Consider the following 13,465-nt stretch of genomic DNA (forward strand, 5'->3'; position numbering starts at 1 on the left):
CATGATTTTCATTTTTTATTTTGATTTCACAATACAATCCTCTTTATTTGGGGTTCACTAGATTTCAAAATTTTATAGTATGTATGCAGTTCAAACGTTATTAAGCAAAATTCAAGCCTCTAAATCTATAGATTTTGGAGATTTATTCAACGAGTCGCTAGGCGTGTTCAAAAAAGTATGGGTTCAAGGCTTGTTGCTACAATTGTTTTCCATCCTCATTATGCTCCCTTTTATAATAAGTCTCTATTTACCGTATTTCACACTTGCACTTGATGGTGGATTAAATCAAACCTTGGGCTCCACGCAGTTGAGCAAGGCTCTTATAGAAGAGTATGGGGCTTCTTTGATATGGATTTATTTGTTGATGTTTATAGTGAGTATCGTATCCTCTCTTTTATATTTAGGATTTTATAGAATTGTAAAAGAAATGGATCATGGAAATTCCTTTGTTATGTCTGATTTCTTCTATTTTTTTAAGAGTCCAGTTTTAGGGAAAGCGATCGTCTTGCTATTGGCCTATACAGGGATCGCCATTTTAGCAGCCTTGCTTTGCTTCTTTCCTTTGATCTACGCCATGATTCCTTTGATGTTTATGCTTCCTGTATTTGCATACAACTCCCATTTGTCAACCTCTGAAATTATTAAGGTCGCATTTGCACTTGGAAACAAAAAATGGGGCATTACCTTTTTAACTCTCATGTTAAATATGATTTTATTCTATGTCGTTTCTTTAGTTACTTGTGGCCTAGGAGCCTTGTTTATTAGCTGTTTTTTATACCTTCCGCAATATATTATTTATAAAAAAGTAATAGGATTTGACAGCCAGAAATCAACAACTCAATCAATTGATTTATAAGTTTTTAAATCAAACCGAATAAGGATTAAAAACGACTGCATTTTGCAGTTGTTTTTTGCTTTGTTAAAAAAATAAAAGAAAGAAATAAAAAAAATCCTCTACATTTGTACCTCTCTAAAAATAAGATATGGCTAAGAATTTAGTGATTGTTGAGTCCCCTGCTAAGGCAAAAACTATAGAAAAATTTCTAGGTAAAGACTTTAAAGTCGAGTCTAGTTTTGGGCACATTGCGGATTTACCTTCCAAAGAATTGGGAGTAGATGTTGAGGGTGATTTTAAACCCAAATATGAAGTTTCAAGCGACAAAAAAGCAGTTGTTAGCAAACTAAAAGCGGCCGCTAAAAAGGCAGAAATAGTTTGGTTGGCAAGTGATGAAGATAGAGAAGGAGAGGCAATTGCATGGCATTTAGCGGAAACTTTAAAATTAGACAAAGCTAAAACCAAACGTATTGTTTTTCATGAGATTACAAAATCAGCGATTGAGAAAGCAGTAAAAAATCCTCGTGGGATTGATTATAACTTAGTCGATGCCCAACAAGCGCGACGTGTTTTGGATCGAATTGTAGGATACGAATTGTCTCCAGTCTTGTGGCGAAAAGTAAAGGGAGGCCTTTCGGCGGGACGTGTACAATCGGTTTCGGTTCGATTGATTGTAGAGCGTGAACGCGAAATACAAAAATTCCAAACGGAAGCCACTTTTAGAATTGATGCTGAATTTACAACTGCAAAAGGGCAGGTGTTTAAAGCAAAGCTTCCAAAGGCATTTAACAGCGAAGCTGACGCAAAAGCGTTTTTAGATAAAAATAGCGATGCTGCTTTCTCAGTTTCAAGTCTTGAGAAAAAGCCCGCAAAGAAATCACCAGCCCCCCCATTTACAACCTCTACATTACAACAAGAGGCGGCTCGAAAATTATATTTTTCAGTAAGCAAAACAATGAATATGGCCCAGCGTCTTTATGAAGCGGGTCTAATTACATACATGAGAACCGACAGTGTAAATCTTTCACAAGAAGCACGAAATACAGCGGCTCAAGAAATTTCGTCTTCTTACGGAGATACGTATAGCAAGCCTCGAAATTTTAAAGGAAAATCAAAAGGAGCACAAGAAGCGCATGAGGCGATTCGTCCTACCAATTTTTCAACCCATTCGGTAAATATCGAAAGAGATCAAGCACGACTATACGATCTTATTTGGAAACGCGCCATCGCCTCTCAAATGAGCGATGCACAATTGGAACGTACCAACGTCAAAATAAACACACCAAACCATAACGAAACATTTACGGCTAACGGGGAGGTTATTAAATTTGATGGGTTTTTAAAAGTATATCTTGAAGGAACGGATGAAGAGAATTTAGAGCAAGAAGGCATGTTGCCAGCCATGACGCTGAAAGAGGCCTTAGGAAACAACTACATTACGGCGACCGAACGTTTTTCGAGACCGCCATACAGATATACAGAAGCCTCTTTAGTAAAGAAATTAGAAGAATTAGGTATTGGAAGACCTTCTACCTATGCGCCTACAATTTCAACCATTCAAAACAGAAAATATGTTGAGAAAGGTGCTGTTGATGGAGCAGAACGAAGCTATTCATTATGGACCTTGTCTGAGGGAGAATTGACAGGAAAAAAATTGACTGAAAAGTTTGGTTCTGATAAAGGGAAATTAGTTCCTACAGATATCGGAATGATTGTCACTGATTTTTTAGTGAATCATTTTGAAGCCATTTTAGATTATAATTTCACGGCCAAAGTTGAAGCGGATTTTGATTTAATCGCCAGTGGAAAAGAAGATTGGACTAAAATGATGAAGTCATTTTATAAAGAGTTCCATCCAAAAGTTGAAGACGTCAGTCAAAATGCAGAACGTGAATCCGGAGAACGAATTTTAGGTGTCGATCCAAAATCGGGACGTCAATTAAGCGTGCGTTTAGGGAAATTTGGACCGATAGTTCAGATAGGAAAAGCCGATGAAGAAGAAAAACAAGTCTTTGCAAGTGTGCCTCCTAATTTTCAATTAGCAGCCATTACTTTTGACGAAGCGTTGGAATTATTTAAACTTCCAAAAGATTTAGGTACTTATAAAGGAGAAGACCTTATTGTAAATAACGGTCGTTTTGGACCTTATGTGAAATTTGGTGATAAATTTATATCCCTTCCTAAAGGCGCAGATCCAATGCGTGTTGAAATGGAAGATGCCATTGAATTAATCAAAGAAAAAGAAGCTGCAGATGCTCCAATATACGAGTACGATGGCTTGCCAGTTCAGAAAGGTAAAGGGCGATTTGGACCGTTTATCAAATGGAACAATATGTTTATTAATGTCAATAAAAAATACGACTGGGACGATCTTTCTAACGATGATATTGAGACTTTAATTAAGGATAAAATCCAAAAGGAAATTGACAAACTGATTCATGATTGGGAAGAAGATGGTATTCGCGTTGAAAAAGCACGATGGGGACGACACAACATCATTCAGGGAAAAACCAAGATTGAGCTTCCAAAAACAGTGGATGCTACAAAACTAACTTTTGAAGAAGTGAAAGGGATTATTGCCAAAAATGCTCCCAAGAAAAAAACACGTGCTAAAAAGAAAAAGTAATGGATTATAGTTTCCTTTCTCCTGTTCAAGATCAGCTTTTAGACGAATTAGAGTTACTACATGACCAGACTATAGGAAAAAAACTAAGGATTCATAGCAGGACACTAGAGCCAAGTTTAGAAGGTGTAAAAATGGCTATTGTAGGGGTTTTGGAGTCCCGAAATTCGGTTGACTATATAGGTGAAGAATTCCAATTTACTGAAATTAGAAAAGCATTTTACAAGCTGTTTCCAGGAAATTGGTCGCATGACATTGCCGATTTGGGCGATATCCAAAGAGGTGAAACCGTTGAAGACTCCTATTCTGCACTGATTCAAGTTGTGTCTAGTTTAATAAAAGCGAAGATTATTCCGATTATTATTGGCGGAAGTCAAGATCTAACCTATGCCAATTACCGTGCATACGACAAAATCAGCTCGATGATCAATATTGTGAATGTTGATAAAAGCTTTGATTTAGGGGATTCTAGCAAGCCGATCAATAATGGCAGTTATCTAGGGAAAATCATTTTAGAACAGCCTTATAATCTATTTAATTATACCGCATTAGGGTTTCAAACGTATTTTAATTCTCAAGAAGAGATTGATTTAATGGAGAAACTATACTTCGAATCGTACCGATTGGGAGCTATTACGCACGCAATTAGTGTAGTAGAACCGGTTCTTAGAGATGCTGATATTGTCACCTTGGATATTAACTCTGTTAAGTCTTCTGAAGTAAGTCTTAAACAAAAATATTCACCAAATGGGTTTAATGGCCGCGAAATTTGTGCCATTTCAAGGTATGCGGGAATTAGTAATAAAGTCACTTCTTTTGGGATTTACGAGTACAATCCTTCACAAAATGACGAAGCAACGGCGATGCTTGTTGCTCAGATCATGTGGTACTTTATAGAAGGAGTGAATTGCAGAATTAAAGATGATGACTTCAGTGATTCAAATAGTTACCTAAAATTCACGGTTCTAGTGGAGTCAGAAGAACTGGTGTTCTTTAAGAGTAAAAAAACAGGAAGATGGTGGATTGAAATACCTTTTTTAGAGTATTCAAATACTAAATTAAAACAACATCCGTTATTAGCCTGTACACATGAGGATTATATCAGTGCTACAAAGGGATTGATTCCTGAGCGTTGGTATAAGGCTTACAAAAAAAATTAGATTATAAAGGTGTAAAATTGTTTATATATTTTGAATTAGTATTCAACTAAAAAAAAGTTGTTTTTTAAGAAATATATGGATAAGTTTACAGCCTGAAGTTTTTAGGAGTTTATTCCTTGAATTTATATACTTATGAAAAAAATTGTATTAATAACATTAGTCTTCGCTTTTATCACTAGTTGTGGATCAAAAGACAAAGGAGAATTGGTTGGCGTAAAAGGAAAAAAATGGCATCCAGAGAAGCCTTACGGAATGAGTTTGATACCTGGAGGTGCTTTTGTAATGGGAAAATCAGATGACGATCTCACTGGAATTCAAGATGCCCCTACCAAAACAGTTTCTGTACGCTCCTTTTATATGGACGAAACTGAAATCACCAACAGTGAGTACCGACAGTTTGTGTTTTGGGTACGAGATTCAATTTTAAGATTCAATCTTGCTGAAATGGCTGACTTAGAAGGTTTAACTTCAGAAGACGATGAAGGGATTGGTGAGTTTGCATACCTATCTTCTGAGGAGGAAGATATGACACCCTACGAAAAATACATGCTCGATACTTACGGAGATGAACAACGAAAAATCAATAATGATGTAGATCTTATTTTTGAAACCGAAGACTATCCAGATGAGTTATATTCTGAAGTGATGGATAATATGTACCTACCATTAGAGGAATCGTACAATGGACAACGTACTTGGGATGTGAGCCAATTTGAGTTTGAATACTCTTACATGGACATTCAAAGAGCCGCGAATAACAGAAATCTTTCGCGTTCCGATGTTATTAGAAAAGAAGCAGTCAAAATTTACCCAGACACTACCGTTTGGATTAGAGATTTTGAGTATTCTTATAATGAACCAATGCACAACGACTATTTTTGGCACCAAGCTTATGGAGACTATCCAGTAGTTGGAATTAGCTGGGAACAAGCCAAAGCATTTTGTCAATGGCGTACTTTAATTAAAAACACTTACAAAAAAGATAAAGGACAACAATTTGTGAATTCATTCCGATTGCCGTCTGAAGCTGAGTGGGAATATGCTGCGCGTGGTGGCCTTCAAGGAGGTACGTTCCCATGGGGAGGTCCTTATGCGAAAAATGACCGTGGTTGTTTTATGGCAAACTTCAAACCTTTAAGAGGAAATTATGCAGCCGATCAAGCGCTATATACTGTAGAGGCGGATTCTTATGAGCCAAATGATTATAACTTATATAACATGGCTGGTAATGTCGCTGAATGGACGATGTCATCCTACGACTCTTCGTCTTACGAGTTTTCATCTACGATCAATCCAAATGTAAACGACGATACTTTAAATCGTAAAGTAGTTCGTGGAGGTTCATGGAAAGATGTCGCTTATTACTTACAAGTAAGCTCAAGAGATTACGAAGTAGATACAATTCAACGAAGTTACATAGGTTTTAGAACCGTTCAGGATTATATGGGTACCGACGTAACAGCAAATCAAGCAACTAATTAATATTAAATAACCAATTAACATCAAATAATAAATTTAAAAACATCAATTATGGCATTTAAAATAAACAAGAAAGTAATGAATATGGCCTACGGCCTTGGAGCAGCAGTAGTAATTATTGGTGCATTAATGAAAATTATTCACAAAGATTTAGGTCCATTAACAGGAAGTATGTTACTGACAATCGGTCTTGTAACGGAAGCCTTAATTTTTGCACTCTCTGCATTTGATGCTCCAGACGAAGAATTAGACTGGACAAAAGCCTACCCAGAATTAGCGGGTGGAAAAGCGAAAGCTAAAGGAGCAAAAGAAGAAACTCCAGAAGGTGTGCTTACTAAGAAATTAGACAGCTTATTAAAAGAAGCCAAAATTGATGGTGCCTTAGTCACAAGCTTAGGAGACAGTATCAGAAACCTAAATTCTACCGCTTCAGGTATGGGCGGGTCTATGGGAGCTTCTCAGAAATACAGTGAAGAAATGGCTAAAGCAGCCGCTCAAATGGAATCTATCAACAGTCTTTACAAAGCACAACTAGAAAGTGCAGGTCGTCAGGCTGATATCAACCAAGAGTCTATCGAGAACGCAACGAAACTCAAAGAACAAATGGAATCTTTAGCATCTAACTTATCTTCATTAAATGGAGTCTATGGTGGAATGTTATCTGCAATGAACAAAAATTAATTAGTTTTTTTAACAACTAAAATTTATTTAACAATTTAAAAAACTAATTAACAATGGGAGGAGCAAAAGAAAGTCCAAGGCAAAAAATGATTAATTTGATGTACTTAGTATTTATATCAATGCTAGCATTAAATATGTCTAAAGAAGTATTAAGTGCTTTTGGAATGATTTCAGAGCAAGTGACAGAAAATAATATTTCTTTACAAGAACGTATTATTACATTTGAAACATCTATAGATAGCAATTTTGAAAAAGAAGATAAAATCTGGAAAGAAAAAAAGCTAGCGAAAGATCAGGTACATGAAATTACAACCAATTTCCTAACCTATCTTACGAATCTTCAACAAACACCACCACAAAAAGAAGTTAAGGGATTAAAAGATCCAATTAACGATTACGAAGTGATGGACAAACCAGACTATTTTGACAATAAATTCTTTATTGGAAGTCAAGGCGTTTTAAAACCAGAAGGTCAAGAGTTTCTAGATAAGATTAAAGCATTTAAAAGGGACTTTGTTGCGGTTGTAGATTCGCTCAAGACTGGAAAAAGTGACGAAAACTATGTCAACCTAATCAATGATGTTATAGATGTATTTGATACGGAGTCTGAAGTGATCAATAGATCAGGAGCCAAAACAACATGGATTGAGTATAACTATTTTGGGTTTCCTGAAGTAGCGACAAACACAAAGCTTACAGTAATGAAAGCCAATGTTCTTGGGTTTCAAGCAGAACTACTATCTGCGATGATTGGTGGTCAATATAAAATCAATGCCACTCTAGCCAATTTTGATGCCTATGTGGTTTCAGATAAAGCCGCTTATTTTCCCGGATCTAAATTTTCTGGTACAATAGTTTTAGGTAAAAAATCTGAAAACTTGCAACCGACAGCAATTAAAATCAACGATTCAGAGATAGATCCAATTGAATCTTTAAATTCTGAAGGAGCAATTGTACTTGATTTCCCAGTGGGGGCTGTGGGTACTAGAGAAATTGTGGGTACAATCACGTTTGAAGAAGGAGATGGGGAGCCAATTGAAATCCCTGTTTTTTCCAATTACGAAGTGATTTCTAAGCCAAACACTGCTTCTGTACAAGTAATGGGAAGAAACACATTATTCAGAAACTTTGACAACTTGGTAAAAGTATCCGTACCAGGCGTTGCTGCAAACTTAGTAACTGCTTCGGGACCTGGAGTCACTAGCAAAGGGGATGGATTATACACGATCAAACCTCAAAAGGGACAAGAACTCGTGTTAAAGATTTCTGCTGAACTTCCGGATGATTCTACATTCAGTTCATCTGAAACTTTTCAGATAAGAAGAGCTCCAGTGCCAAATATTTTATTTAATGGTAAAGAAGGAGGTTCTATGTCAAGAAGCTCTATGGTAAGCGGATCAATGAGTGCCATTTATGACCCAGCTTATGGCTTAGAATCTACAGTTAGAGTAAGATCATTCACCGTAAAAATTGGACCAAAAGCTTTTGATTGTACAGGAAATGCTTTAAGTGCAAAAGCAAAATCCGCTTTGAAAAAAGCACCAAAAGGGTTTGATGTTAGTTTTAAGAAAATTAATTATGCAGGGATCACCGCCGGTCAAAAAGAATCGGGACCCTCAATAACCATAAATTAAATTAAACATGAGAAAGTCTGTTTTTTTATTAGTATTACTTTTGAATCTATCTATTGGGTTTTCTCAAGCGAACCTTTTAAATACGAAATCATCTTATGAACTTGAAACGGTTTCTAAGATAGAAGAAGGTGCGGAATTCAAGCCTTTGGATTACGCAAAAGTGAGCGATGAAGATATTGTATTTTCTTACACAACTTGGGAAGTGATGGACTTAAATGAGCGTGTCAACTTTCCGTTCCTGTATCCGATCGATATTTACTCGGTGACTCCAGACAGAAAACCACTAATTCATTATCTAATAGATGGTGTAAGGTCTTTTGAGTTTCCAGCCTATTTTAATGACACTTTCACTGAAGAAATATCAGATGAAGAATTTGAAAATATTCAAGTTTATAAAGTTTTAAAACCAGGTGTTGATGCCGATGGTATTACTGAAGGAAAGGAACATTTTGACATTGCAGGTTCATGGAGAGCGCATTTAGAATCGCTTGGTTATGAATTCCCTGAAGAAGAATGGGTCACTTACGATCCTTCATCAACAGAATTCTTAGAATTAGAAGACAACCTTAAGGTAGACGAGTACCAAAGAAAATGGAACGCAGTTGCGGCTTCTTTGATGCCTGACACCGATTTTAACTCTGCTGAATTTGAGTACAGTGATGTAAGAAAATACATCATTAAAGGAGTTTGGTATTTCGATAGAATCGCTACAGAACTTAAATTCAGACCCATCGCTATTGGACCTGTTGCATTGAGTGCTGAAGATAAATTTGCACAAACAAATGATGACACAGGCAGTGCAGATGATTCTGGGGATGATGGTGGTTTTGGAGCTTTCTTTGATGACGAGCCAGAAGAGGAAGTTGCTGAAGAAGAAGTTGCAGAAGAAGATTCTGAAACAGATAGTTTTGCTTCAATGAGTGATGAGCCAGCAGTCGATTCTGACAAAGAATATACACCAATGTTCTGGGTGTTCTATCCAGAAGCAAGAGAAGTTCTTAGTCAGGCCTATGCCTTCAACCAAAAAAATATGTCAAAACCTTTTTCTTTTGACCGATTAATTAACTCAAGACGTTTCTCTGCGACGATATACAAAGAAGCGAATGTGTATCAAGATAGAGACATTAGAGATTATATCAGTAAAAATGCATTGATGCAACTCTTAGAGTCAGATCGTATCAAAGAAAAAATCAGAAACAAGGAACAAGACATGTGGAGTTATTAATTCACAATCTTACCACTACAACAAAACGCTTATCTATTCGATAAGCGTTTTGTATTTTAATACCTTTGCCAAATGAAATATGATTACATCATTGTAGGGTCGGGCTTGGCAAGCATTATGTTTGCCGAACAATTACGGCTCCACAATAAATCATTTCTCGTCATCAGCAACCGTTCTCAACAAGCCTCTGTAGTTGCAAGCGGATTGTACAACCCCGTTGTTTTAAAACGCTTTACAGTCACTTGGAATGCCGCCATTCACTTGGAGTCAGCAATTCCTAAATATGCCGCCTTAGAGCAGCTATTAGGGCTTAAACTCGACTACGTGCTTCCAATTCATCGGGTGTTTAATTCGGTCAAAGAACAAAACAACTGGTTTTTAGCTTGTGACAAACCCCTGCTTACGGAATTCTTAAACCCTAAGTTGGTAAACAATGCAAATCCATCTGTCAAAGCCCCTTTTGGTTTTGGCGCAGTAAACCATACCGGACGGATCGACACCCAAGCTCTTATAGAAGCCTATCGCGATTTTTTAATTAACTTAAACCAATTTAAAGAGGAAACGTTTGAGCATAATGATTTAATCGAAACTACTGAAGGGGTGGAGTATCACTCTATAAAAGCGCATCACATTGTATTCACCGAAGGTTTTGGAATTCATAAAAACCCTTTTTTTAAGCACCTACAGCTAGAAGGCACCAAAGGCGAACTTATTACCATTCATGCGCCAGCTCTCAAATTGGAGTCTATTTTGAAATCCAGCATATTTGTGATTCCTATGGTGGAAGACCGCTATCTTGTTGGCTCTACCTATGAATGGACTGATAAAACAAATGACCCAACCGAAGCAGCAAAAACGGAACTTTTAGAAAAACTGGAACGCCTCATTGATTGTGAATTTGAAGTCATTGACCAGCGCGCAGGCATTCGTCCAACCGTCGTCGATCGCCGTCCGTTAGTAGGGCAGCACCCCAATCATAAAAGCATGTATGTGTTAAATGGACTAGGCACCCGTGGTGTTTTGGTGGCGCCTTCCATGGCAGAAGCTCTTTATGATTCTATAGAAAAAAATACGCCTCTGGCTGAAGAAATCGATATCAATCGGTTTGCATAGTTATTTTTTTTCAACCAATTCAGCATCGTAACTCATAAAAAGGTTGATCCAAATATTTCGAGACAGTCGCATGATAATGGGCATAAACCCTATAAGTGTACACACAATGGCAATAAACGACTCCGCTAACGAACTTTCAAAAAGGATGAATGTTAATAAGAAAGCTGCCATCGAAAATGCAATTCCAACTCCGTAACTGACATACATGGAACCATAAAAAAAGGAAGGTTCAATTTTGTATTTTGTTTGACAATGGCCACAGCGTTCGTGCATTTTTAAGGTTTGTGAAAGCTGATAGGCGTTTTTCGTTTCATACATTAATTCAAGATGACATTTAGGACATTTCCCTGTCAAAATACTATACAGCTTATTTCCTTTTTTTAATATCATAATTCACTATTTTTGCAACTTGTTAAGAAAAGCTAAACTATTTATAATTATTCCCTTTTACAATTTTTAAATGTTAAACATCCATAAGTTATCCGTATCATTCCAAGGCGATTATTTATTTGAAAATATTTCCTTTCGACTGCGTGGTGGCGATCGTGTGGGTTTAATTGGAAAAAATGGAGCTGGAAAATCAACACTTCTAAAACTACTTTCGGGAGAATTAGAATATACCGAAGGTCAAGTGGCTCAAGAAAAGAAAGATCTCAAAATTGGATTTCTAAAACAAGACATTGATTTTGTTTTGGGACGCACCATTCTTGAAGAAGCCTATCAAGCCTTTGTGGAGATTAAAGCGTTAGAACTTCAACTCGAAGATATTAACACTCAATTGGCGGAGCGTACGGATTATGAAAGTCAAGGCTATCATGATTTGATGGTGGGCTTGAATGAGGTTCAGGAACAATACGAAATTCTTGGGGGGTATAACTACCAAGGAGAAACTGAAAAAATACTTATTGGTTTAGGATTTAAACGTGAAGATTTTAATAAACTCACCGACACCTTTTCAGGGGGATGGCGTATGCGAATTGAATTGGCAAAACTATTGTTGCAAACCAATGACATTTTGCTTTTAGATGAGCCAACAAATCACTTGGATATTGAGTCAATTATCTGGTTGGAACAATTTTTAAATAACTATTCTGGAGCCGTGGTGATTGTGTCGCACGATAAGATGTTTTTGGACAATGTGACCAATCGAACCATTGAAATTGTACTCGGTAAAATATATGATTATCCACGAGCATACACTAAATATTTAGTCTTACGAGAAGAACAAAAAACCTTACAATTAGCCTCTCAAAAAAATCAGCAAAAACAGATTGAACAAACGGAGAAGCTCATCGAAAAATTTAGAGCCAAAGCGTCCAAAGCCACCATGGCGCAATCGCTGATTAAAAAATTAGATAAAATTGAACGCATCGCCGTAGATGAGGACGACAACAGTGTGATGACACTTAAGTTTCCTGTGTCCACCATCCCAGGAAAGGTCGTTGTTGAAGCCTCTCAAATCTCTAAAGAATATGGCGATTTAAAAGTACTTCAGCACATTGATTTAATGGTCGATCGTGGAAGTAAAATAGCCTTTGTAGGTCAAAATGGACAAGGAAAATCCACGCTCGCCAAAATTATAGTAGGCGATTTAGAAGCTAAGGGTGATGTCAAGCTCGGTCACAACGTTCAGATTGGCTATTTTGCGCAAAATCAAGCGGAGTATTTGGATGGGAGTAAAACCGTTTTAGACACCATGATTGATGCCGCCAATGAAACCAACCGTTCGAAAGTCCGTGATATTTTAGGGTCCTTTTTGTTTAGAGGGGATGCTGCTGAAAAGTATGTCAGAGTCCTATCTGGAGGGGAGCGTAACCGTTTGGCACTGGCAAAATTATTGCTTCAGCCGTTGAATGTACTCATCATGGATGAGCCTACCAACCACTTGGATATTAAATCTAAAAACGTTCTAAAAACGGCACTTCAGCAATTTGAAGGTACTCTAATTTTAGTGTCTCACGATAGGGATTTTTTACAAGGATTGACGTCAACTGTTTATGAATTTAAAGATCAAAAACTAAAACAATACTTGGGTGATATCGATTTTTATTTAGAACAACGTCAGGTTGAAAACTTACGTGAAGTTGAAAAACGCACTCAAATAAAAACACCTCAAAAAACAGCAGCTCCAAAACAGTCCTATGAAGATCAAAAGCAACTGAAGTCGCTTAATAACCGATTGAGTAAAGCGGAAGCTTCAATTGCCAATTTGGAGAAAGACATCAAAAAAATTGATGTAGAAATGGAACTCAATTACGATCAAACGGTTGCCAAGCCTGGTTTTTTTGAAAGTTACCAAGCCAAAAAAGATCAATTGGATCAACTCATGTCCGATTGGGAAGGGATTACAGAGTCGCTTGAAAAACTGGGATAATGGAAGAACACTTTTATCAATGCCCCCATTGTTGGGAAGAGGTCTCAATTTTAATTGATTTTTCACAAGCGTCTCAAAATTATATTGAGGATTGCGAAGTGTGCTGCAATCCTATACAGTTCAACATTAGTATCTTAGACCACACTCTGTCTTCTTTCGAAGTAAATAGCATAGAACAGTAAGATATATTTTCAATTTTTCTTTTAGAATTACAAAAAGGTTGTATATTTGTCGTCCTATATCGCGGGATAGAGCAGTAGGTAGCTCGTCGGGCTCATAACACTCCTCACCACCCAATTTCAACTAATTTTATTAACTCATTTTCAAGTAGTTACAAATAT

At 36.9% G+C, this 13,465-nt stretch carries 11 protein-coding genes; 10 read left to right on the top strand and 1 reads right to left on the bottom strand.

Going from position 1 to position 13,465, the window contains the following annotated elements; translation table 11 throughout:
- The first annotated feature begins 79 nt into the window (after positions 1-79).
- From FORMB_RS07870 to FORMB_RS07905, 8 genes are all read left to right on the top strand, one after another.
- Positions 80-856, top strand: coding sequence for a hypothetical protein (locus FORMB_RS07870; protein ID WP_069676932.1), 777 nt, complete (start codon positions 80-82; stop codon positions 854-856).
- A gap of 127 nt (positions 857-983) precedes the next feature.
- The gene (gene topA, locus FORMB_RS07875; RefSeq protein WP_069676933.1) at positions 984-3,461 is read left to right on the top strand and encodes a type I DNA topoisomerase; all 2,478 of its coding nucleotides are present in this window, start codon (positions 984-986) and stop codon (positions 3,459-3,461) included.
- Positions 3,461-4,618 (top strand): formimidoylglutamase, encoded by a 1,158-nt coding sequence (locus FORMB_RS07880; protein ID WP_069676934.1) that lies wholly within the window; start codon positions 3,461-3,463, stop codon positions 4,616-4,618. The genes topA and FORMB_RS07880 overlap by 1 nt, the downstream gene beginning before the upstream one ends.
- 132 nt (positions 4,619-4,750) lie before the next feature.
- On the top strand, positions 4,751-6,100 hold the full coding sequence (gene gldK / locus FORMB_RS07885; protein WP_069676935.1) for a type IX secretion system lipoprotein PorK/GldK: 1,350 nt from the start codon (positions 4,751-4,753) through the stop codon (positions 6,098-6,100).
- A 48-nt stretch (positions 6,101-6,148) separates the two neighbouring features.
- Complete coding sequence (gene gldL / locus FORMB_RS07890) at positions 6,149-6,778, top strand: type IX secretion system motor protein PorL/GldL (RefSeq protein ID WP_069676936.1); 630 nt, start codon at positions 6,149-6,151, stop codon at positions 6,776-6,778.
- A gap of 53 nt (positions 6,779-6,831) precedes the next feature.
- A complete protein-coding gene (gldM, locus tag FORMB_RS07895) occupies positions 6,832-8,412 on the top strand; it encodes a type IX secretion system motor protein PorM/GldM (RefSeq protein WP_069676937.1) in 1,581 nt (526 codons plus the stop codon).
- A gap of 7 nt (positions 8,413-8,419) precedes the next feature.
- Positions 8,420-9,637, top strand: a complete 1,218-nt coding sequence (gene gldN / locus FORMB_RS13240) for a type IX secretion system ring protein PorN/GldN (protein WP_069676938.1) — start codon at positions 8,420-8,422, stop codon at positions 9,635-9,637.
- Between the two features lie 72 nt (positions 9,638-9,709).
- On the top strand, positions 9,710-10,750 hold the full coding sequence (locus FORMB_RS07905; protein ID WP_069676939.1) for an NAD(P)/FAD-dependent oxidoreductase: 1,041 nt from the start codon (positions 9,710-9,712) through the stop codon (positions 10,748-10,750).
- Here the strand turns inward: FORMB_RS07905 and FORMB_RS07910 are convergent, their stop codons facing one another.
- Positions 10,751-11,137, bottom strand: a complete 387-nt coding sequence (locus FORMB_RS07910; protein ID WP_069677938.1) for a DUF983 domain-containing protein — start codon at positions 11,135-11,137, stop codon at positions 10,751-10,753.
- Between the two features lie 73 nt (positions 11,138-11,210).
- On the opposite strand from FORMB_RS07910, the gene FORMB_RS07915 reads away from it, so the two are divergent.
- Entirely contained in the window at positions 11,211-13,124 is a 1,914-nt protein-coding gene (locus tag FORMB_RS07915; protein WP_069676940.1) for an ABC-F family ATP-binding cassette domain-containing protein, read from the top strand.
- Complete coding sequence (locus FORMB_RS12840) at positions 13,124-13,306, top strand: CPXCG motif-containing cysteine-rich protein (protein ID WP_083243935.1); 183 nt, start codon at positions 13,124-13,126, stop codon at positions 13,304-13,306. The genes FORMB_RS07915 and FORMB_RS12840 overlap by 1 nt, the downstream gene beginning before the upstream one ends.
- Positions 13,307-13,465: the final 159 nt, after the last annotated feature.

The organism is Formosa sp. Hel1_33_131, assembly GCF_001735745.1.
Classification (GTDB): Bacteria; Bacteroidota; Bacteroidia; order Flavobacteriales; family Flavobacteriaceae; genus Hel1-33-131.